23 protein-coding genes and 1 tRNA gene are annotated in these 20,592 nt (G+C 44.0%); 12 read left to right on the top strand and 12 right to left on the bottom strand.

Annotated features, from left to right (window positions below; all coding sequences use genetic code 11):
• Positions 1-49 precede the first annotated feature (49 nt).
• Positions 50-274 (top strand): hypothetical protein, encoded by a 225-nt coding sequence (locus PX482_RS02185; RefSeq protein WP_288026138.1) that lies wholly within the window; start codon positions 50-52, stop codon positions 272-274.
• On the opposite strand, the gene purN is transcribed toward PX482_RS02185, so the two are convergent.
• From purN to pap, 4 genes are all read right to left on the bottom strand, one after another.
• Positions 211-849 carry a phosphoribosylglycinamide formyltransferase gene (purN, locus tag PX482_RS02180; RefSeq protein ID WP_002758651.1) on the bottom strand — a complete coding sequence of 213 codons (639 nt, stop codon included), beginning with the start codon at positions 847-849 and terminating at the stop codon, positions 211-213. The genes PX482_RS02185 and purN overlap by 64 nt on opposite strands.
• Positions 846-1,130, bottom strand: a complete 285-nt coding sequence (locus tag PX482_RS02175; protein ID WP_002769454.1) for a hypothetical protein — start codon at positions 1,128-1,130, stop codon at positions 846-848. Before PX482_RS02175 ends, purN begins: the two co-directional genes overlap by 4 nt.
• Positions 1,127-1,678 (bottom strand): DUF6036 family nucleotidyltransferase, encoded by a 552-nt coding sequence (locus PX482_RS02170; RefSeq protein ID WP_002758648.1) that lies wholly within the window; start codon positions 1,676-1,678, stop codon positions 1,127-1,129. The genes PX482_RS02175 and PX482_RS02170 overlap by 4 nt, the downstream gene beginning before the upstream one ends.
• Positions 1,679-1,782: 104 nt before the next feature.
• Entirely contained in the window at positions 1,783-3,276 is a 1,494-nt protein-coding gene (gene pap / locus PX482_RS02165; RefSeq protein ID WP_061431438.1) for a polyphosphate:AMP phosphotransferase, read from the bottom strand.
• A 221-nt stretch (positions 3,277-3,497) separates the two neighbouring features.
• On the opposite strand from pap, the gene galE reads away from it, so the two are divergent.
• Entirely contained in the window at positions 3,498-4,496 is a 999-nt protein-coding gene (galE, locus tag PX482_RS02160) for a UDP-glucose 4-epimerase GalE (protein ID WP_288059611.1), read from the top strand.
• A 273-nt stretch (positions 4,497-4,769) separates the two neighbouring features.
• Positions 4,770-5,195 (top strand): hypothetical protein, encoded by a 426-nt coding sequence (locus PX482_RS02155; RefSeq protein WP_002758644.1) that lies wholly within the window; start codon positions 4,770-4,772, stop codon positions 5,193-5,195.
• Positions 5,196-5,300: 105 nt separating this feature from the next.
• Here PX482_RS02155 and PX482_RS02150 read toward each other — a convergent pair whose 3' ends face one another.
• The gene (locus PX482_RS02150) at positions 5,301-6,272 is read right to left on the bottom strand and encodes an FkbM family methyltransferase (protein ID WP_288026133.1); all 972 of its coding nucleotides are present in this window, start codon (positions 6,270-6,272) and stop codon (positions 5,301-5,303) included.
• A gap of 162 nt (positions 6,273-6,434) precedes the next feature.
• Here PX482_RS02150 and PX482_RS02145 point away from each other — a divergent pair, with 162 nt between their 5' ends.
• The 5 genes from PX482_RS02145 to PX482_RS02125 all read left to right on the top strand — a co-directional run bounded on the left by PX482_RS02145 (position 6,435) and on the right by PX482_RS02125 (position 10,776).
• On the top strand, positions 6,435-7,895 hold the full coding sequence (locus PX482_RS02145; protein ID WP_002758640.1) for an MBOAT family O-acyltransferase: 1,461 nt from the start codon (positions 6,435-6,437) through the stop codon (positions 7,893-7,895).
• Positions 7,895-8,854, top strand: coding sequence for a hypothetical protein (locus PX482_RS02140; RefSeq protein ID WP_002758639.1), 960 nt, complete (start codon positions 7,895-7,897; stop codon positions 8,852-8,854). The genes PX482_RS02145 and PX482_RS02140 overlap by 1 nt, the downstream gene beginning before the upstream one ends.
• Positions 8,851-10,113, top strand: a complete 1,263-nt coding sequence (locus tag PX482_RS02135) for an NAD(P)/FAD-dependent oxidoreductase (protein WP_288093602.1) — start codon at positions 8,851-8,853, stop codon at positions 10,111-10,113. The genes PX482_RS02140 and PX482_RS02135 overlap by 4 nt, the downstream gene beginning before the upstream one ends.
• A gap of 76 nt (positions 10,114-10,189) precedes the next feature.
• Positions 10,190-10,435: a hypothetical protein gene (locus tag PX482_RS02130; RefSeq protein WP_002739747.1), complete on the top strand. Its 246-nt coding sequence runs from the start codon at positions 10,190-10,192 to the stop codon at positions 10,433-10,435.
• Positions 10,435-10,776, top strand: a complete 342-nt coding sequence (locus PX482_RS02125) for a type II toxin-antitoxin system PemK/MazF family toxin (protein WP_043996813.1) — start codon at positions 10,435-10,437, stop codon at positions 10,774-10,776. Before PX482_RS02130 ends, PX482_RS02125 begins: the two co-directional genes overlap by 1 nt.
• Before the next feature lie 249 nt (positions 10,777-11,025).
• On the opposite strand, the gene vapC is transcribed toward PX482_RS02125, so the two are convergent.
• From vapC to purH, 3 genes are all read right to left on the bottom strand, one after another.
• Positions 11,026-11,424, bottom strand: coding sequence for a type II toxin-antitoxin system VapC family toxin (gene vapC, locus PX482_RS02120; protein ID WP_002785628.1), 399 nt, complete (start codon positions 11,422-11,424; stop codon positions 11,026-11,028).
• The gene (locus tag PX482_RS02115; protein WP_041804466.1) at positions 11,411-11,623 is read right to left on the bottom strand and encodes a type II toxin-antitoxin system VapB family antitoxin; all 213 of its coding nucleotides are present in this window, start codon (positions 11,621-11,623) and stop codon (positions 11,411-11,413) included. Before PX482_RS02115 ends, vapC begins: the two co-directional genes overlap by 14 nt.
• 646 nt (positions 11,624-12,269) lie before the next feature.
• Positions 12,270-13,805, bottom strand: coding sequence for a bifunctional phosphoribosylaminoimidazolecarboxamide formyltransferase/IMP cyclohydrolase (gene purH / locus PX482_RS02110; protein ID WP_288122015.1), 1,536 nt, complete (start codon positions 13,803-13,805; stop codon positions 12,270-12,272).
• A gap of 356 nt (positions 13,806-14,161) precedes the next feature.
• Between purH and PX482_RS02105 the strand changes: the two genes are divergently transcribed.
• The 3 genes from PX482_RS02105 to PX482_RS02095 all read left to right on the top strand — a co-directional run bounded on the left by PX482_RS02105 (position 14,162) and on the right by PX482_RS02095 (position 16,029).
• Positions 14,162-14,737 carry an ATPase gene (locus tag PX482_RS02105; RefSeq protein ID WP_288054728.1) on the top strand — a complete coding sequence of 192 codons (576 nt, stop codon included), beginning with the start codon at positions 14,162-14,164 and terminating at the stop codon, positions 14,735-14,737.
• Positions 14,730-14,915: a hypothetical protein gene (locus PX482_RS02100; protein ID WP_002752778.1), complete on the top strand. Its 186-nt coding sequence runs from the start codon at positions 14,730-14,732 to the stop codon at positions 14,913-14,915. The genes PX482_RS02105 and PX482_RS02100 overlap by 8 nt, the downstream gene beginning before the upstream one ends.
• Positions 14,916-15,288: 373 nt before the next feature.
• Positions 15,289-16,029, top strand: a complete 741-nt coding sequence (locus tag PX482_RS02095) for a TIGR02391 family protein (RefSeq protein WP_288097316.1) — start codon at positions 15,289-15,291, stop codon at positions 16,027-16,029.
• 42 nt (positions 16,030-16,071) lie between these two features.
• On the opposite strand, the gene PX482_RS02090 is transcribed toward PX482_RS02095, so the two are convergent.
• Positions 16,072-16,866 (bottom strand): TrmH family RNA methyltransferase, encoded by a 795-nt coding sequence (locus PX482_RS02090; protein ID WP_288122013.1) that lies wholly within the window; start codon positions 16,864-16,866, stop codon positions 16,072-16,074.
• 62 nt (positions 16,867-16,928) lie between these two features.
• A tRNA-Leu gene (locus tag PX482_RS02085) sits at positions 16,929-17,012 on the bottom strand.
• Positions 17,013-17,203: 191 nt separating this feature from the next.
• On the opposite strand from PX482_RS02085, the gene murA reads away from it, so the two are divergent.
• Complete coding sequence (murA, locus tag PX482_RS02080) at positions 17,204-18,517, top strand: UDP-N-acetylglucosamine 1-carboxyvinyltransferase (RefSeq protein WP_002758620.1); 1,314 nt, start codon at positions 17,204-17,206, stop codon at positions 18,515-18,517.
• A 102-nt stretch (positions 18,518-18,619) separates the two neighbouring features.
• On the opposite strand, the gene PX482_RS02075 is transcribed toward murA, so the two are convergent.
• Together PX482_RS02075 and PX482_RS02070 are read right to left on the bottom strand one after the other, a co-directional pair.
• Complete coding sequence (locus PX482_RS02075) at positions 18,620-19,456, bottom strand: ABC transporter ATP-binding protein (protein ID WP_002758618.1); 837 nt, start codon at positions 19,454-19,456, stop codon at positions 18,620-18,622.
• Positions 19,457-19,465: 9 nt separating this feature from the next.
• Entirely contained in the window at positions 19,466-20,476 is a 1,011-nt protein-coding gene (locus PX482_RS02070) for a CmpA/NrtA family ABC transporter substrate-binding protein (RefSeq protein ID WP_288027151.1), read from the bottom strand.
• Between the last annotated feature and the right edge of the window lie 116 nt (positions 20,477-20,592).

Below are 20,592 nucleotides of genomic sequence, written 5' to 3'. Positions count from 1 at the left end.
GGAGTGATCAGGGGGAAATTCAGGGACTTTTTCCCTGAAAATTAGGTAATTGACCCCCTCAAAATCGGTAAAACCCCACACCCCACACCCCACACCCTACACCCTGCCCCTAGGAAAAACTTTTTCAGCAGACCCTACTTATTTAACGATTTGCGTTGAATTTTCGTTTTTTTGCCAGTATTCTCGCCAAGAAAGTCCAGAAATCTATCTCTATAGGCCCAATTTCGCCGCTAAAGCGATCGCTACTGGGAAAATGCGATGTTCTTGCACTTGAATGCGTTCGTGGAGACTGGCCGCGGTATCATCCGGGAGAATGGGAACCACTGCTTGCATTAAAATTGGGCCACTATCTACCTCCGCGCGAGCGATATGCACAGTACATCCGGTCACTTTTACCCCCGCAGCTAAAGCTTGTTCCACGGCGCGCACACCTTTAAAACTGGGTAGTAAACTAGGATGGATATTGATCACGCGATCGGGAAAAGCATCTAGTAAAACCGGGGTGACAATTCGCATCCAGCCCGCCATAATTACCCATTTTACGCCGTATTCTTGGAAAGTTTCTACTATTGCCCGATCGAGTTCTTCTCTGGGTTTAAATTGACGATGATCGAGGAAAACCGCAGGGATATTGTAGTCATCGGCTCTTTCTTTTACCTTGGCATCGGGATTATTGTAGATGAGAACAGGAATTCGGGCATTTAGCTGTTTTTTTGCGATCGCTGCCGCCAAAACAGCAAAATTGGAACCACTACCAGAAGCCATCACTCCTAAAGAGAGGGTTTCCTCTAGGGGAATATCGGCCAAACTGAGATCGGGAGAAATTAAACTGGGGGAAATTGTCATCATATTTTATAAGCGAGTTCGAGTGCATTGCAAAAGCTATTGAGGCGATTCAGCAAAGCATTATAGTAAGAATAAGCATCATCCCGTTCCTCTTGGAGATAGGCATACAAGGTTAGCTCAGGCTCTGAAGCTAGGTGATTTTTAGGGATATCGAAACCGACTTCGGTTAGGCGCGTCGATGCGATCGCAACTAGCAACGCCCCAATGGTATTGGACTCACCATTGTGAAGATCCCTCAGTCCGGGTAAGATGATCTCGGCCCCTGGCAACTCATTGAGATTCATGATTGTTTCTCCTCTGGTGGACATTGAAAACGTTCAATAAAGTTCTCGACTCTGCTTCTCAGCACATCAGGGTTAAGGGAGGGGAATCGGATTAGTTCCGGTGCAATCGCTTCAAAGCATTCCCCTAGCTCATTCAAAGAGAATAATTTGTGTTCGTACATAGCTTCAATATCTTTCAAGTCACGGTCAAACCCTCTCGATAGTTTAGAAAGAGCTTGGGCTGTAAAATCATAGTGATAGAAAGAGATTTGACCTCGTTTGCCAATGAATACGCTTCGATCACGCCATCCCGGAATAGGGGGCAGAAAATCCTGCGGAGATGCCAGTTCAATGTTGATGTTCAATTCTTTTTTCAGCTTTGCGATCGCTTGAAAAATGCCCGGCGGTTCGGGATCTAGACGGATATCCACATCGACTGTGGAATTGCGCCATCCCACCAGTAAGGCACTCGCTCCACCTGTAAAGTAGATAGTGCCTGAACCCTGAGCTTCTTTACCTAAGATTTGCATTAGGCGTTCTAACTTCTGAGCGTCAACGTTTGCACGCATTTTTTGGCCGTGATTATCTGCCTCAAGTTACCAGTTTAGTTTAGTGCCTACTCAAAGGTAAATTGTACAACTGAATCGAAAAAATCCCCATACCCCTATCTCCCCTATCCCCGTTGTTTCAAACCGGTTTCAATAGCGGCAATTACTGTTTCTATGACTTTAACGCGGGCGAAATACTTATCATTTGCCGCTACAATCGTCCAGGGGGCGACGGGGGTGCTAGTGCGGGCTACCATGTGATTAACTGCCACATGGTAGAGGGGCTGTTTTTCCCGATTGCGCCAATCTTCATCGGTGAGTTTATGTTGACGATAGGGGTTATTTTGGCGCTCGTTGAAGCGATTTAACTGTTCTTCGGGGCTAATATGTAACCAGAATTTGACTAAAACACAGCCTGAATGGGTTAATTGGGCCTCAAATTCGTTAATTTCTTGATATGCCCGTCGCCAATCCATATCTTTAGCGAATCCTTCCACTCTCTCCACCAAAATCCGTCCATACCAACTGCGATCGAATATACCGATAGTTTTGGCTGCGGGTAATTTGCGCCAGAAGCGCCAGAGATAATGATAGCGGTGTTCTTCCTCCGTCGGGGCAGCAAAGGCAATCACTTGATAACTGCGAGGATCGAGGGTATCGGTTAAGCGTTTGATCGCCCCTCCCTTACCGGCGGCATCCCACCCTTCAAAGAGGACTAAAACGGGGATATTTGCCTGAAAAATCTCTAATTGCAGTTTTCTTAATTCTACCTGTGCCTGACGCAAACGGATTTTATAGTCTTCTTTTTCCAATTTGGCACTTAAGTCCACTCTCCCCAGATAATCGGGTTCCGTGGGCAGTAATTGGGCTTGGGGTGGTAGATTGGCAGGAGGTTCGATCGGTAATTGGCGCTGATCCAAAGCTTGAGCGATCGTACCGACTAATTGGGAGAGAACTTTTACCCGGGCCCAACGTTGACAGTTGCCCTCCACCAATGTCCAAGGGGCGGCCCCCGTGCTAGTGTAGGTAATCATTTCCTCGGCTAAACTGGCATACTCATCATAACGTTTGGCCTGTTGCCAATCTTCCGGACGCACGCGCCAAGATTCTAGTTCATTTTCGGCGTATTCTTTGATGCGTGACTTTAATTCCTTTTGACTGAGGTGAATCCAGAATTTAGCGATTGCGACCCGATCATCAGATAATTGTCGCTCAAAGGTGTTGATATCGCGCATGACTAGGGGAATCTGGGAGGAGGGCAATTTATTTAAGAGTCGATCCTCTAGTAGATGGGTGTACCAACTGTGATAAAAAATGCCGATACTGCCTTTTGCTGGCAGTTTTTGCCAAAATCGCCACAAAAACGGGTAACTTTCCTCTTGGGGGGAAGGGGTTAAAATTGGATGGACGGTAAAACCGCGAGGATCCATATAGTTAACCATTTTTTTGACTAAAGTTCCCTTGCCTGCCGCCGCCCAACCTTCCAAAACCACCACCACGGGTAATTTACATTCCCAACAGGACTTCTGTAGCGATCGCAGTTGTTCCATTAAATCTTTAATTTGTGATTGATAAGTTTCTTTGTCAAGGGAAAGAGATAGGTCGAGGGGACTTAACATGATGGTCAACTAAGTAGGTAGGTGTTAAAAATTGTCAGCTCCCCGCGCCTATCGGCACCCCCCTTATTAAGGGGGGCAGGGGGGATCGGCACCCCCCTTATTAAGGGGGGCAGGGGGGATCAAAGACAAAATCTATCTTCAATTTAATTATAACCACTTACTTAAAAGCAAAATTAGGGTATAAAGTTATAGACAAGTCAATCTCAAATAGGTATGATCGCGTGTCTCAAGTTAAACCTACCATTCTCGTTACTGGCGGTGCGGGTTATATTGGTTCCCATGCAGTTCTAGCGCTCAAAAATGCCGGTTATCCCGTCATCGTACTCGATAATTTATCCTACGGTCACGCCGAAATCATTAAGGATATATTAAAAGTTGAGTTAATTGTCGGTGATACTAGGGATCGATCGCTGCTGGATAATTTATTTGCCAGTCGTGATATTGCCGCCGTCATGCACTTTGCCGCTTTTATTGCCGTGGGGGAATCGGTGCAGCAACCGGCTATTTACTATCAAAATAATGTTAGTGGTAGTCTGACTCTTTTGCAAGCGATGATCGCCGCCGATGTGAAGAAATTTGTTTTTTCTTCTACCTGTGCTATTTATGGAATGCCGAAAGAAATTCCGATGACGGAAAATCATCCCCATCATCCCCTCAGTCCCTACGCTGCCAGTAAGGAAATGGTGGAACAAATTCTTCGGGATTTTGATCCGGCCTACGGTTTAAAATCGGTGGCTTTCCGTTATTTTAATGCTTCAGGAGCCGACCCCAGTGGTTTATTAGGGGAAGATCACCAACCGGAAACCCATTTAATTCCCCTGGCTTTATTAACTGCCCTGAAAAAACGGGATTCCCTGTCAATTTTCGGCACGGATTATGATACTCCCGATGGCACTGCTGTTCGCGATTATATCCATGTCAATGATTTGGCACAGGCTCACGTTTTAGGCTTAGAATATCTCTTAAATGGGGGCGAAAGTAATGTGTTTAATTTGGGCAATGGTAACGGTTTTTCCGTGCGTGAAGTGATTGAAACAGCGCGAGCGGTAACTGGTTTAGATATTCCCGTCATCGAAAGTCCCAGAAGGGCCGGCGATGCCCCCATTTTAATCGGCAGTAGTGATAAAGCTAAACAGGTTCTCGGTTGGCATCCCCAATATGCCGATCTCAAGGTAATAGTTGAACACGCCTGGAATTGGCATCAAAAAAGACACGCTTAACAGCGATCGAGTGCTAAACTTTAATCTTATAAGATTGAACAGTTCTAAGTAAGTGGTTTCAATTAAATTGAAGATAGATTTTGTCTTTGATCCCCCCTGCCCCCCTTGATAAGGGGGGTGCCGATAGAACGTAGGTTGGGTTGAAGCATGAAACCCAACGCCCGATTATGTTACGCTACCCCTAACCCATCCTACAAATAATTGTGCCTCCCTACTTAGAGGCTGATAGTTTACCGCTATAAGCTTCTCCAGAATTCTCTCGAATACAATGCTATGAATAACAAAATAATCTTAATATTTATAGGCTTGACTTTTTTAGCAAGTTGTGCTGATAGTAAACAGTTTCAATGTCAAAAAATCTATCGGATTGCCAACGAAGTGGCCCAAGAAACCAAATCCTTAACCAACGCTCAAGGGATAGAAATTGACCAAAAAAGTTGGCTATTAGCCGCCGATAAAATCGAACAGGCCGCAGAAAATATGAAAAAATTAGAAGTGAAGGATACCGAACTAGAGAAATATAAAATCGCCTTCGCTCAAGTTTACGAAGATTATGCCACTGCCACTCGTGAAATAATTCAAGTTATCGAAACTCGCAATAAAAACGGGGCAAAATTAGCACAGGAAAAGGTAAGAAAAGCCGGCCAATTAGAAAAAGAAACTGGCGAAGCTTTTAATACCTATTGTCAAGCACAGTAAAGCAGTTATCAGTTATCAGTTAGAAGGTATTGGGGTTTTGGGGTATTAGTTAAAATTTCCCCATTTCCCCATTTCCCTATCTCCCCATCACCTCACTTCTGTACTTTAGGGTTTAATTGCGTACAAAGTACCCACATTTTTACTGCGAGGCATCCTGGAAAAGATGATAAAACCGAATTCTTGCAGATGCTTAACTAAAGCATCTGGACCCTTTTTATGCCATTCCATCATGATAATTTTAATCTGTCCCAATTGACCAGTTGCCGCTAAAGAATCGAGGATTTCGTATTCGGAACCTTCACAATCAATCTTGGCAACTATATCGATGTCGGGATAATCAGAGGTAATACCTTTAAACACATCGGTGAAAGGTTTAAGAATTAAATCGGCTGTAGCTGTTTGTTTCGAGGCAAAAGGTTTTAATTGGTTGTCAATACCAGAAATACCAACACTACCTTTCACGGTGTAATCGTATTCGACTTGAATAATTTCATCCCGAGCGCCGACTCCATAATCAAAAGCTTTAATCTTCTCCGCTAGATTAGGATTGAGGGCAAAATTTCTTAAAGCTTGGTCGTAGGTAGCCTTAAAAGGTTCGTAACTATAGACAGCTTTCACATTAGCTCGATTGGCAAAAAAGAGACTAGCAAAACCCGTATTCATACCAATATCGATCGCTACACAGGGCTTGTCATAGAGGAAATTATATACACCTAAAAGGAAAATTTCATGGGCGATATCTAAATCCTGTCCCGTCTCGATAATTAACTTAACTCCATCGATATCGATAATTAATTCCTGTTGCCCATCGATATAAAATTTACAATCGGCCAGAGCTTTTAGTGCGTTAGCTTTGTTAAAAACTTTGCTACCCAAGAGGAAATCCTGCTTATTTTTGCTTAAACTGATCCCTAAGGGTTTGTAAAAAAGTTGACCAGATTTAGCATCATATTCCACATAATTAGGATTAATATTATGCTCTGCCAACTGACTAGACCAATATTGATCGGCAATATGGGGATAAGTCTTAAATTGTCGATAGCGTTTATGTGCATCTAACAGTTTTTGATAAAGCATTGCTTGTCTAGCCTCGATTTTTTAGGATGGATGAAGGTAATTTTATGGACAAGTCTGACAAAGTTTGATAGGCTTGTCAAGAAAATCCCTCGTCTCTGAGCATCAGAAGTCAGGAAACCCATCTCAAACAAGGTAACACAGACCATCAGGAGTTAACACGCCTTGAATTACTCTGATTTTATATTTTGGTGGATATTAATCCTTTTTAGCGTTCCTTTCCTAACGGCGCGCTACCTGGCGAAGTCCTTCAATCTCTGGCGAGGTGTTTTTGATGGAGTCGGATTGGCGGCGCTGTCCCTAATCCTGTTTTATTACGCCAGTCGCACCAGTTTCCTCGTTTTCATCGTCTCCCTAGCCTTTAACTACATTATGGTCTGGCTAGTGCTGAAAATGAGCGGCTGGAAAGCGAATCTCCTAGCCACTATCGTTATCGTCATCGATATTCTCGTCCTCGCCTACTTCAAGTATTTCGGCTTTTTTGTCGAGGAAATCATCGGATTATTCGTTTCTCTCCCCCCTAACTGGAAGGAACTTTCCCCAATTCCCGTGCCTAGCCAAATACCACCGGGGGTATCCTTCTATACCTTCCAGATGGTGGCTTTCGTGGTGGACTCCCTACGGGAAAAGAAAAAGAAACCCCTAGCCGTCCTCGATTATGTCAATTTTATCTCCTTTTTCCCCCAAATTGTCGCAGGTCCGATCGAGCGTCGCCGGGATTTATTACCACAAATGGAGGGATTTCGCCTCAAATTTACAGGAGAAAACTTCGAGAAGGGTTTGCGTTGGCTTTCCCTCGGTTTATTTATGAAATTTGTCCTCGCCGATAACATTGCGCCCTACATCGAATTAGATAAGATGATCGATAATGCTTGGTATATCTGGTTTGAGGCCTTTTTATTCACCCTGAGAATCTATTTTGACTTCGGTGGTTATAGCTTTATTGCTGTTGGTTTAGCCTATTTTGTCGGGGTTAGATTAGAATTAAACTTTTTAGCCCCCTATACATCCCAAAGTATTAACGAATTTTGGCGACGTTGGCATATTACCCTTAGCACTTGGTTTCGGGATTATGTATTTTTACCCCTGATGGGTTCCAATAAAAATTGGGCGCCTTTTTATCTATTCATTACCTTTACTCTTTCAGGTTTCTGGCACGGTGCAGCTTGGAATTTTATCTTTTGGGGTGCCTATCACGGGGCATTATTATTATTACTGCGTTATCTGGGCCGACCTTTCTATGCTTTCGTCGGAAAATACGTTTCTCAGCCGCAAATTGTCTCCTGGGCTTTAACGCAATTGGCGGTCATTTTTGGTTGTCTCTTTTTCATGGAGATTAACACCAGAAGATTAATCGGCAAAATGCTGGTTATTGCCAATCCTTTCAATTATTCCTTAGCTAATATCGGGGAAATTTTTAGTTCCTATACTCTCAATCAAGGAGCAGTTTTAAGCGTTGCTTTAGTTCTTGGTATCATTGTTTTAATCCTCGAACATTTGGCTATTGCTCAGAAAAAGTTTGAATATGAACTATTGTTATCACCTTGGCTGTCTAAAATATTGCTAGGTTTAACTATTCTCCTAGCTTCCACTAATACCGGTGACTTTATTTACTTTGAATTCTGATGAATACTAAATCCTTTAACCCTTTCCCCTGGTTAGCCTCTCTGGGAGTCGCTTGGTCCCTCGGCTTTGTTTATAATGTCATCTACGGCGGCGAATTAAGCTGGTTGCGGATGATGTACGAGGAAAAATCAGCGATCGCAGCCAAGGTCGAAGGACCGCGGCGTTTAATCGTCACGGCGGGATCGGGGGCGCATTATAGCATAAATTCGGAATTAATGGCCAAAGAATTGGGAATTCCCGTGGTTAACTTCGGTTTACAGGGGGATATCGGCTTAAATGTCATTGCCGCTATGATTCTCGAAAAAGCGCGCCAAGGAGACGTAATTCTGCTGATTCCCGAATATCTCATGCTCATGGATGAGGACGGTTTTAATCGCGGCGAAGGACTTTGGGGATCGGCTCCTTTTAGCGTCGCTATTGGCAAACCAGGGTTAGGTGGGATACCTTTAAAAACCATGATCGAGGATACTTGGTTATTAGGTATTCCGGGGATGCGTCCAGTTACTAAATCCACGGTTGATTTATTCACCAAAGGCAGAATGACGGGTTATCTTTCCGATCCAATGACTAATACAGGTGATCCGACTATAGTTAAGGAAAGAACGGGGAAATGGTGGCAAATGACCTTTGATACTGCTGCTTCTCCTCACTCGATTAAAGCTATTGAAAAACTCAAGAAAGATTTAGAAGCAAAAGGGGCGACTTTAGTGGTTTCTTTGCCCTGGGTTTATGCCAAAAATGATGGTAAAACCGTTGCTAATATTCGCAAATCTGCCGAAGAATTAAGTCGGGTTGTGCCAACAATTTATGACCCAAAAGACTTGAATATTAAGACCGATTCTACTATTTTTGCTGACACTCACTATCATCTTTTGCCCCCGGCGAGAATTATTCGTTCAGAACAATTAGTTTCGGAACTGAAACCCATCTTAAACACAACTGAGAATAAAAATCCATGAATAAACCTATAACTAAGATTTGCATTCTGGGAGGTGGTTTTGGCGGGTTATACACGGCACTCGATCTGAGTCGATTAACAGCAGTAAAATCATGTCAATGGCAAATAACTTTAGTCGAACCGAAAGACCATTTTCTCTTTACTCCCCTTCTCTATGAACTAATTACAGGAGAATTGCAACGCTGGGAAATTGCCCCCTCCTACCGTCAATTATTAACAGGAACTAAGGTTAATTTAAAAACTCAAAAAGCCAGTAATATTGACTTAAACAATCATCGAGTATATTTAGAAAATGAGGAAGTTATAGATTATGATTACCTCGTTTTAGCGGTGGGAGTGCGGAATCGTTGGCCGGCTATACCGGGGTTAGCCGATTATGGGCTGACTTTTCGGAGTTTAGAGGATGTGGAAAAATTACAAACGGCAATTCATGAATTAGAAACTCAAGGAAAATCCTCAATTAATTTAGCAATTATTGGCGGCGGTCCCAATGGGGTAGAATTAGCCTGTAAGGTAGCTGATCGCTTAGGAAAAAAAGGCCAAGTTCATCTAGTGGAAAGGAACGAGGAAATACTGCAAAACTTCCCTAAATCGGTGCGTATTGCTTCCTATCGTTCCCTTTTAGCCAAGAATGTTAGTCTCTATTTAAACACGGGATTAAAGGAAGTTACCGCTAATTCCATAACCGTATTTAAAGATAATACAAATGAAGTTATCCCCATTGATTTATTATTGTGGACAGCAGGAACCCAAGCACAAGATTGGATCAATAATTTAGATTGTCAGAAAACAGCACAAGGCAAATTATTAACCCGTTCCAGTTTACAATTAATCGACTATCCCGAAGTTTTTGCCCTTGGGGATCTAGCCGAAATTTATCCGAGTAAACAGGTAATTCCTGCCACAGCACAGGCAGCCTATCAAGCAGCCAGTGTAGTAGCCAAAAATATCTCGGCAGTGATCAGAAAAAAATCGCTCAAACCCTATTATTATCTCCATTTAGGTGATATGTTAACCTTGGGTAAACAATCAGCCCTTGTCTCCAGTTTTGGCCTTAATATTAGTGGTAGATTAGCCGATATAATGCGTCGATTTGTCTATATACTGCGTTTACCCAGCAAACGCCATCAATTGAAAGTGTTTCAACATTGGGCAAAAAAAATTCTTCTCCGACTCCGTTATTCACAGGTGTTATCTAATACTAAATCCGTTGAGTATAGGCTACATATCAGGAGAGGAAAAAGGCAAAAGGGAGAATAAATAATCAGTTCCAACCAGGTTGTTAGTCCTTACACAATTGGCTACAATAGCCCTACACAAGCTACGAGAGAAAAGTATGCCTGAATTAAAAATTAGCATTAGTGAGGCTGCTCACAAAACGCTGTTAGCACTCGTTGACTCCTCTGGGGATACTCTCCCAACAGTATTAGACAAAGCCATCGAAAATTATCGCAGATATGTTTTTCTAGTTCAAGCGAATGAAGCCTTCGCCGCCTTAAGGAAGAATGAGACTTTATGGCAAGAGGAAATTTCTGAAAGGCAGACATGGGAGCAAACTCTCGCTGATGGAGTAGAAGGGTAGTGGCAGAAATTACCAGAGGAGAAATATGGCTAGCAGACCTTAATCCAGTAAGGGGGCATGAACAGGCTGGTAAGCGTCCATGTTTAGTGATTTCAGCAGACCTGTTTAATCAGGGTGCATCTGGCTTAGTTGTTGTTTTGCCAGTAACTTCTAAAGACAAAGGAATCCCTTTTCACCTAAAAGTGGAACCCCCAGAGGGAGGAGTGAAAATGCCAAGTTTTATCAAGTGCGAGGACGTAAGATCAATCTCAGTAGAACGACTTGAGAAGCGATGGGGAACTGTATCCTCAGAAACCCTGGCATTGGTTGAAGACAGACTGAGAATCTTAATGGGACTGTAATGAAGATAGTTTCACCAATTTGCGCTCCAAGCCCAGGTTTTAGTTTGCATTCTTCCACTGTTCCAATGCCACCTTCGTGTGACTGTACCATTCTGAATTTGATTACGATTAAGCTTGCCCTCGTAACGCGCCGATAGACCAACCAGTGCCTTCGGCATCGCAACTAAACTCACAGCTTCAATCAATGGGCATGGTGCGTTCCCAAAAATCGATCGGTGGAGCAGTAGGACCCCCATTAGGGAACGCACCCTAGGGCTGAAAACGGAGATTTTGAAGAGATCGCACTTGAGCAATGGTTTCAAAATCACGGTCGTTGTGAATCAGAAGCAGATCATTTTCCAGTGCCGCTTGAGCAATACAGCAATCAATTGGGCTGCGAACAGTCAATCCTTGACGACGCAGATCATAGTAAATACGTGCAGCCGCTTGCCAGGAAGAAGGCCTGAGTTCAACATAATCCTGCACTTCGAGGTAAGTAGAGAGGATTGTCCACTCTTGCTCGTTTAAGCTCCCTTGAAGCAGTTCAAGCTGGGTAAAGCGGGTGAGTAAAATCTCACGATTTGCAATTAACGTTTCCAGTTGCTGGCGAACTTGACCACTGCGATCGCGGAAGACGCTGATCCACACAGATGTGTCAATCAGCAACATGACGAGTTTCACGTAGGGCTTTATAATCAAAATCTGGAGCAAATTGAATTTGTCCGGCAAGGTCGAGAAGGTTTTTCTTACGACGGGATCTTACGAATTCTTGTAGAGCAAGATTCATTAGTTCCTCTTGGGTGGTGAGGTTAGTCAGTTGAAAGGCTTCCTTGAGAAGCGATTCATCAAGGTTGAGGGTAATTTGCATAGGATGGATATTAGATTGAAGTATAGGTGATTATTCTCTTTACATTTTAATCCGATAGATGACTAACCCACCTCTGGGCATATTTTTGTTAGTTGGCTCTCAAGCTTTAAGCTACATACGGCAATGGCGTAGTGCCTTCGGCATCACACTTAAACTCACAACTTCAATCTATGGGCATGGTGCGTTCCCAAAAATCGATCGGTGGAGCAGTAGGATCCAGATTAGGGAACGCACCCTACAAGCTCGGCGATCGCACTTTCCCTATATTACGCCCAAAAGCGTGTTAGCCAGATTAGTTTACTGCAAACAATCTACTTTAAGGAGACTGATCACAGAAGCTTTCTAGGATTCTAGCAAAGACTCTTAGATCTGACTGCACTTTGTCACAAAACTTCACTATTATTTTGACACTCTTAATAGTTGGAGAGGAAACATTGATCGCCAAGTCTGGTCAATTTTTGTCCAAAGTATTTGAGGAAATGACCTGAATAAATAGCCAGACATAGTGCTATTTTCTTAGTTCCCAAAAAGCTGACCATCCTCGCGCTTTTGGCGAATTTAAGACCATTGAATAGGGGAAATTAACCGATAATTAATAACTGGTTGGGGTGCGTTAATTTAAGCAATAACACACCCTAACTTTGTATTAATGCAAGAAATGACGAATGCCTGTTAAGACCATAATTAAACCTAACTCATTAGCGGCATTAATCGAATCCTGATCTTTTAAAGAACCTCCGGGTTGAACAATTGCCTCGATACCAAACTGGGCTGCCGTGCGAACAGAATCATCAAAGGGGAAAAAACCATCACTAGCTAAATAGCCACCTTTAGCCGCTTCTGCTGCTTGTTCAAGGGCAATTTTCACCGAACCAACGCGATTCATTTGCCCCGCACCAACGCCTAAAGTAGTTTGATTTTTTGTCACTACAATAGCGTTAGATTTAACGTGCTTAGATACCTTCCAAGCAAACAGCAATTCCGCTAATTGTGCGGGGGTAGGTTGTTTTTCTGTCACCACTCGCCACTCATCCGGGGTTTCTACCACGTCATCGGCCGCTTGTACTAGAAAACCGCCAGCGATAACTTTTACTGTTTGTTTTTCTCCCGTGGTTAAGTCCGGCAGCAATAAAATCCGCACTTTTGACTTTTTAGCAAGGATATCCCGGGCTTCGGGGCTACAATCGGGGGCAACCACGCATTCTAGGAAGGTTTTCGTTAATTCTTTAGCGGTTGCTTCGTCTATGGCTTGATTTAGGGCAACAATACCCCCAAAAGCCGAGATAGCATCGGCGTTAAAAGCTTTAGTATAAGCTTCCACTAAACTACCACCGATCGCCACCCCACAGGGATTAGTGTGTTTCAAGATAGCGGCAGCCGGTTCTTCACTGCCGAATTCGGCGATTAAACGGCGGGCTGCTTCTAAATCGACTAAATTGTTATAACTTAGTTCTTTTCCCTGTAATAAGGTCGCTTTTCCCCAACCTTGAGCCATTGTACCGCTGCCGTACCAAGTGGCACTTTGGTGGGGATTTTCGCCGTAACGCAGGGTTTGCAGGGCATTTCCCGCCAAATTAAAGCGAGTCGTTTCCCCGTTTAAGCTGGCGAAATAGGCAGCGATCGCACCATCGTAGGCATTGGTTAAAGCGAAGGTTTCCCCCGCCATTTTTTGACGGAATTCCAGGGAGATTTCGCCGTTATTTTGCCGTAATTGGCTTAAATACTGCTCGTAATACTTCGGGTTACTGATGACAGTCAAATGGGCGAAATTTTTAGCTGAGGCGCGTAACATCGCCGGACCACCGATATCGATTTGTTCGATCGCCTGAGCGGTGGTAACATCAGGATTAGCGATCGTCTGTTCAAAGGGATAGAGATTAACCACCACCAAATCAAAAGGACGAATTTGATTAGCCTCCATTTCCGCTAAATCTGACTGCCAATCCCGTCTAGCCAAAATACCGCCATGGATGCGAGGATGGAGAGTTTTCACCCTTCCGCCCAAGATTTCAGGAGATCCTGTATATTCTCCCACTTTAATCACGGGAATTCCCTCCGATTGGAGCGTTTTGGCGGTTCCTCCACTGCTAATAATTTCAAAATCAAATTCTTCTGTTAGCTGACGGGCAAAGTCAACTATTCCGGTTTTGTCAGTGACGCTGATCAGCGCTAAACGTCCCATAGTAGTGATCTATAAGCAACAATCTCAGTATATCTCAGTCCTAACCCGTTAAAAATTAAAAAAAGTAGGTTAGTAAATAATCAGCTGCTTCTATATTTTTATCTCTCAAATAGCAACTTATGCCAAGGCAATTTTTCAAGTCCTCCTTGAAAGATTTAGTCTGACTTGTTAAAAAATACAGGATTTTTCAGGGTAACGAATTCGATCGAGATTAGTGAAAACCTCTTGGCAACCGTCATCGCCAAATGTTCTCAGATTACCATCATCTAGGAGAGTAGCCACTTCTGGTAAACTGGTACCACTGGTACTTAGTTCGAGGTTATCTCAAAATAATCTGGAGGACGAGCTTTTCCCTCATGTCTGACGTTTATCTAATTGGTGGCCCCAATGGTTCCGGGAAAACCACCGTCGCTAAAAAAATTTTACCCAACTTTTTAGGCGTTATCGAGTACGTTAACGCCGATGAAATTGCCGCCAGACTCTCACCTTTTAATCCTGAGTCGGTTGCTATCCAAGCAGGACGGTTGATGTTAGAAAGGCTGATAACACTGAAGTGCCAAGGAATAGATTTTGCTTTTGAAAGCACCCTGGCAGCCCGACATTTTGCCCGTTTTTTGAGAGACTGTCAAAGTTCTGGCTATAGGCTCAATCTTATTTATTTTTGGCTACAAAGTCCACAATTAGCTTTAGAGAGAGTTCACAGAAGGGTAGCCAGTGGCGGTCATAATATTCCTGAAGATGTGGTTCGTCGTCGTTATGAGCGGGGACGTAATAACCTCATGCAGTTGTATTTACCTTTATGCCATACTTGGGTTATCTATAATAATTCTGGGGATGAGCCGCACTTAGTTGCTGAACGTCCCTTCAATCAACAAGTCATTATCTATGACTCCTCTATCTGGCAACAAATAACCGAGGCAGCCCATGACTGAGCCAATTCCTGATAAATTATCGGAACGAATCGATACAGGTGTTAGAGTCGCAATCGCAGAAGCAATTGAGAGACACCGCCTCTTAGGAGAGTCTATCAGCATTTTCAAAGATGGCCAAATTGTCACCTTAACAGCCGCGCAAATTCCGCCAAAACTTGCCAAAAAAACGGAAGTGTAAAAAATTGGTTGACTGTATCAAATTTCACTATTCATAGAAACAGTTTCACCTATCCGAGGGATTTATATAGGGCTTGCTGAATAAATGTGAAATATAGACGAGGTAAGGGTTTTAGGGTTCTGTTTTGCTCTCACAGGTGCAAGATTTTGAGAGAATCTTCGTTCAAAACCTTGCGTCTTCATCGGCCCGTGTCCTGTAGGGGCGAAGCATTCGGGCAACAACCTATCGGTGAAACCGTAGATTTTCTATCCGAATGCTTCGCCCGTACTTTTTCAGCAGACCCTATATAGATGTCGGTTTTAGCAAATTCCCGTTACGAAAATCAAAACTACATAGTATAATGGTACTGTTAATTATTTTTGGAGGTGTAAATATGAGTCTAACAGAAAATCAAAAAAACCTTTTACGATGGATAGTTAAAGAAGTACGGGCTGATCATCTTAAAGAGGACAGTATTTGGTACTACTGTCCGACTGTTAACAGTCATCTTTGGGTAGATTACAATGGTTTTGATAGCACTCCTTATGTCGAATTCGCAACCTTCGATATATTAGAAGAATATGATTATGTTAAATGGCAAAAAAAAGACTCGAAGTCCGTTCAATACAAGGGCGCTCTAACAGGAAAAGCTTATGAAGCGGTTGATTCTAACTTTGCTGAACCCGATCGCTCGGCTATTCCTCATCTAATTCCCTTAACTGAAGTTGAACATTTAGACTCCGAACTATGGGAGAGAGTCCGTTTTTCTGTGAGTGCGGGTGGAGATAATCCAAAAGCGTGGGATACTGCGATTCGCAATGCGACAGTGGTTTTAGAGGACCGCATGAGGAAACTGGGAAATATTGATAATATTAATCAAAAAGCCACGGGTAATGGTATTGTTAACCTAATTTTTGGAAGTAATAAATCTGTACAAAAAGATAAGCTTCCATCAGAAGAATTAGAGGCATACCGTGATTTATATTCGGGTACAATGAAGCTTTTTCGTAACCGTTACGCTCATCGATTCATCGATCCTAAACCAGAGGAGGGTGGAGCAATTATCGTATTCATCGATTTATTATTGAAGATGCTAGATGATTTAGATTGGGAGACAGAAAACGAGAATACATAAATCTCTAATTCTTGTCTAGTTTAACGGTGGATTACGCTGACGCTAATCCACCCTACTGTAGGATAATTGTCTTCTAGCTTCGTAGAGGATGACAGCAGTAGCGATCGCAACATTTAAAGATTCTACACCACCAAAGAGGGGAATTTTCACCGTTTCATCGGCTAAAGCCGCTAATTGGGGCGATAAACCGGCTCCTTCATTGCCTAACAAGATTAAAGTCGGACGGGTAAAATCAATCTCCCAGTGGTTTTTGGTGGCTGTGGGTAAAGTCGCGATCGCTTTTACCCCCTGTGCTTGATATTTTTTCACCAAAGCCGATAAATCCGATTCTACCACCAGGGGCGATCGAAACCATTCCCCAGCCGAACTGCGGATCACTTTGGGGTTATCGATTTCGACGCTATCGAGACTTAACCAGATACCCTGTACTTCCGTAGCCACAGCAGTGCGAATAATAGTGCCGAGATTACCCGGATCCTGCAATCTTTCCAAAACTAAGCCCAATTGTAGCGGATTTGGGGGGACTGGATGAAGGTGATCACGGGCAATAGTGGCAATCACACCATCGGGGTTAACCGTGGTTGCTAGGGAAGCGAGGACTTCCGGGGAAACTATCTCGACTCGTTTGGCTTGATTTTGAAGCTTCTCTGCTAATTCTCCCTGTCTTTGCTGCCACTTTTCAGTATAACAAACCGTCTCTAGGGAACAATTCACCGCTAAAGCCGTCTCTAGTAAGTGCGTTCCCTCAATTAAGGACAAATTCTGCTCCTGTCGCTCTCTAGTGCGGTGTAGCTTGCGAATTTGCTTGATTAAAGGGTTTTGAACACTGCTAATCATAGCCAATCGGATTTTTAACCCCGCTAGGGCTGCCCTAAACAACTGCGTCTTGAGGGAGATAATGCGGAACTCGGGACTTGAACCCGAAAGTCTTTGCAGACACTAGAACCTGAATCTAGCGCGTCTACCAATTCCGCCAGTTCCGCATTTTTCTTTCACAATCTTTTATTATACTATCGGACAATCCATAAGTCAAGATAGTTCAGATAATTAAGACAAAAATCGCTTTTCGGGGTAGAATCACCAATAATTTCCTCAAAAATCTGATAAAATGCAGTGTCATTTTGCCGAAGCTCTCCTTAGCCAAGACTGCCAACCAAGATAAATGAATCATCCTATGACCATCGATACCGAGCATCCCTATTTAGAAATTCAAGGTCGTCACTCTCTCAAGGGTGAAGTCAAGATCAGTGGTGCCAAAAATGCCGCTCTAGTGATTATGGCGGGAGCTTTACTCTGCTCCGACGAGTGCCAGATTGGTAATGTACCTGCCCTGGCCGATATCGAGCGGATGAGTCAAATTCTCTCGGCTTTGGGCGTGCAAGTCCGTCGCACCGGAGATAGACTAGAGATTGATGGCAGAGACCTCCAACAAGCTCAAGCACCCTACGATCTCGTCTCCCAGTTGCGAGCCAGTTTTTTCGCCATCGGACCGATTTTAGCCCGTTTAGGAGAAGCAAAAGTTCCCCTCCCCGGCGGCTGCGCCATTGGGGCCAGACCAGTAGATCTGCACGTTAGAGGCCTACAGTCAATGGGTGCAGATGTATTAATCGATGGCGGCATGGTACACGCCCGCGTTAAGGGTAATGGTCGTCTGAAAGGGGCGAATATTTATCTGGATTATCCCAGTGTGGGAGCGACGGAAACCCTAATGATGGCGGCGACTTTAGCGTTCGGGGAAACCATTCTCGGTAATGCGGCCCAGGAGCCAGAGGTGATTGATTTAGCCGATTTTTGTGTTTCCATGGGGGCAAAAATTCGCGGTGCTGGGACCAATACAATTGTCATCGAGGGAGTTTCCCGTCTGCACAGTACCGATTACAGTATCATTCCCGATCGCATTGAAGCCGGGACTTTACTGATAGCTGGGGCGATTACCCACTCAGAAATTAGTCTTTATCCCGTGATTCCCAGCCATTTAGCTTCGGTAATTGCCAAACTGCACGAAATCGGTCCGGAAGTGGTGGAAGATGGTCCCAATCGTCTCCGGATTATCCCTAGAGACTTAAAAGCCACCGATATGGAAACCCTGCCCTATCCCGGTTTTCCCACGGATATGCAGGCCCAATTTATGGCTCTATTAACTTTAGCCGAGGGCAGTAGCGTGGTTAATGAGACGGTTTTTGAAAACCGTCTGCGTCATGTGGCCGAATTAAAGCGTCTGGGAGCAGATATCAAGGTCAAAGGAAATGTGGCTTTAGTGCGCGGTGTGCCTTTCCTCTCCGGGGCGCCGGTGATGGCCACGGATCTACGCGCTTCGGCAGCTTTGGTGGTAGCAGGATTAGCAGCCCAGGGGACTACTATTGTGCAGGGACTCCATCACCTCGATCGAGGTTACGATAATTTAGAGGGTAAATTAAGAGCATTAGGGGCAAATTTACGCCGGGTTGATCCTTTAGCCTTAGAATTGGCTACCCTGACCCAATCTTAATAGAAAAAGGGCGAAGCATTCGGGCAATAACCTATCGCTGAAACCGGAGATTTCCCATCCGAATGCTTCGCCCCTACAGATATTATCTGACTTTTTCACCGCCTATTCATCGGCTGTAAAATAACGCTCTAGAAAATCGAGAGCATGATTTCTTAAATCATAATATTCTTGAGTTTCTCGCATGGCGTGACGATCCCGGGGATGGGGAAAAGGCACTGTTAAAATCTCACCGATATTAGCATGGGGTCCATTGGTCATTAAAACAATGCGATCGGACATGAAAATTGCCTCATCTACATCATGGGTAATCATAATCACCGCTTGCCGGTGACTCTCCCAAATTTTCAGCACTTCCTGTTGTAATTTTCGCTTAGTTAAAGCATCTAAAGCCCCAAAAGGTTCATCCATCAATAGCATTTTCGGTCGAGTTACCAAAGCGCGAGCGATGCCCACCCGCTGCTTCATTCCGCCGGAGATTTCTTCGGGATATTTATCAGCAGCGGCCGTTAAATGCACCATAGCTAAATGTTCATTAACAAGGCTATTTTTTTCAACTTTACTAGCACTTTTAAGAACTTCATCCACCGCCAAGCGAATATTTTCTCGCACTGTCAACCAGGGTAAAAGAGAATAATGCTGAAAAACCATCATGCGGTCAGCCCCCGGTTTACGAATTAATTTTCCTTCTAAAGTGACCTGTCCCGAGGAGGCTTGTTCTAAACCGGCGATAATTTTTAAAAGCGTCGATTTGCCGCAACCGGAATGACCGATCACCGAAATGTATTCTTGGGAACCAATAGTCAGATTCACCCCATCAAGAACAACAAAATTACCGCCATCAGCCTTAGGATAAGCTTTAACGATATTTTTAATCTCTAAAAATTCCTCCCCGGAAAAGGAACTTGAGAGCGAGTTAGGAACAGAGGAGAATTGGGCCATAATAATTAATTATCCCTGCAAATAAAAGAATTGAGGTGAATTGGCGCGAATTTCAAAACTGTTGAGATAACCGACGAGATCGCTAGGATCAAAAGCTTTTTGATCGATAAAGTCCCCCGGCGGTACGACGTAATAATCCTCGCTGGGACAAACAATACCCATATCGTCGGCGATTTGACGGTATAAATCGGTTTTCCAAGCTTTTTTAGCTACTTCTTCCGCATTTTTGGGTATTTCAGCAATCTGTCCCCAGCGAGCGGCCTGGGTGATTAACCAAAGACTTTCGGATTGCCAGAGAAAGGTAGAATGATCGTGATCGGCTTTGGCAATATCTTTCGGCATGGCGAAAAAAATTGTCGTCGCTAGATCCTCAACCAGACGTTTTCGATCATCGAAACCCCCATAGTTGTAATCCCCAACGATGCCGGGGCGGGTAAATTGTGGTTTTGCCCCTGTAAACGAGCGCCCAGAAATGATCGTCGCTACTTCCTCTCGATTTTCAGGTCGATCGCAATACTGACAAGCTTCAATCATCGCTTTGACTAAAGAGCGATAGGTTTTCGGGTTTTCTTCGATAAAAGACTCCATCACCGCTAGAATGCGATCGGGGTGTCCTTGCCAGATTTCCCGTCCCTGGGCAAAGGTAAAACCGACCCCTTCGTTACCGGTAATCGCCCTAGTGTTCCAGGGTTCGGCCACCATATAAGCTTGCATTGTGCCAATACGCATATTGTTGACCATCTGCGGCGGCGGAATAATCAAAAGACGAAACTCCTCGATCGGATTAATGCCCATCGATGCCGTCAGGTAACGCAGGAAGTATTCATAGATGGAGGAACTCAAGACCACTGCCCAGATGCGCTCTTCCGGGGGGATACTCTGGAAATAGGCTTGCAGTTGCTGGCCCGCTTGCTGAAGATCGCCATTATACTCTCGCCAAGGTCGAAGGCCAAAATCCCACATCGGCCGATTCATGGTCATAGCGTTGCCGTGACGATGAATAGTCATCGCCCCACACAGAGGGGCAACCCGCGCCTATGGGGGGATAGAACAAAGATGGTTGCTAGTTGAAAGTCAAGCTAGACAAGAATCAGACTTGAAAAAATTAGAGAAAAAAATCGAGCAGGAAAAGAATT

This window comes from Microcystis sp. M53602_WE12 (assembly GCF_030065455.1).
Classification (GTDB): Bacteria; Cyanobacteriota; Cyanobacteriia; order Cyanobacteriales; family Microcystaceae; genus Microcystis; species Microcystis aeruginosa.
This window is presented reverse-complemented; position numbering and strand designations above follow the sequence as displayed.

Coding starts and splice junctions, on each gene's coding strand:
- PX482_RS02115 (WP_041804466.1), bottom strand. CDS start 11,623: ATGCAAATTACCCTCAACCTTGATGAATCGCTTCTCAAGGAAGCCTTT.
- murA (WP_002758620.1), top strand. CDS start 17,204: ATGACCATCGATACCGAGCATCCCTATTTAGAAATTCAAGGTCGTCAC.
- purN (WP_002758651.1), bottom strand. CDS start 849: ATGATGACAATTTCCCCCAGTTTAATTTCTCCCGATCTCAGTTTGGCC.
- PX482_RS02175 (WP_002769454.1), bottom strand. CDS start 1,130: ATGAATCTCAATGAGTTGCCAGGGGCCGAGATCATCTTACCCGGACTG.
- PX482_RS02140 (WP_002758639.1), top strand. CDS start 7,895: ATGAATACTAAATCCTTTAACCCTTTCCCCTGGTTAGCCTCTCTGGGA.
- PX482_RS02170 (WP_002758648.1), bottom strand. CDS start 1,678: ATGCGTGCAAACGTTGACGCTCAGAAGTTAGAACGCCTAATGCAAATC.
- PX482_RS02155 (WP_002758644.1), top strand. CDS start 4,770: ATGAATAACAAAATAATCTTAATATTTATAGGCTTGACTTTTTTAGCA.
- PX482_RS02090 (WP_288122013.1), bottom strand. CDS start 16,866: ATGATTAGCAGTGTTCAAAACCCTTTAATCAAGCAAATTCGCAAGCTA.
- PX482_RS02105 (WP_288054728.1), top strand. CDS start 14,162: ATGTCTGACGTTTATCTAATTGGTGGCCCCAATGGTTCCGGGAAAACC.
- PX482_RS02100 (WP_002752778.1), top strand. CDS start 14,730: ATGACTGAGCCAATTCCTGATAAATTATCGGAACGAATCGATACAGGT.
- pap (WP_061431438.1), bottom strand. CDS start 3,276: ATGTTAAGTCCCCTCGACCTATCTCTTTCCCTTGACAAAGAAACTTAT.
- purH (WP_288122015.1), bottom strand. CDS start 13,805: ATGGGACGTTTAGCGCTGATCAGCGTCACTGACAAAACCGGAATAGTT.
- PX482_RS02130 (WP_002739747.1), top strand. CDS start 10,190: ATGCCTGAATTAAAAATTAGCATTAGTGAGGCTGCTCACAAAACGCTG.
- PX482_RS02150 (WP_288026133.1), bottom strand. CDS start 6,272: ATGCTTTATCAAAAACTGTTAGATGCACATAAACGCTATCGACAATTT.
- PX482_RS02095 (WP_288097316.1), top strand. CDS start 15,289: ATGAGTCTAACAGAAAATCAAAAAAACCTTTTACGATGGATAGTTAAA.
- vapC (WP_002785628.1), bottom strand. CDS start 11,424: ATGTTGCTGATTGACACATCTGTGTGGATCAGCGTCTTCCGCGATCGC.
- PX482_RS02075 (WP_002758618.1), bottom strand. CDS start 19,456: ATGGCCCAATTCTCCTCTGTTCCTAACTCGCTCTCAAGTTCCTTTTCC.
- PX482_RS02135 (WP_288093602.1), top strand. CDS start 8,851: ATGAATAAACCTATAACTAAGATTTGCATTCTGGGAGGTGGTTTTGGC.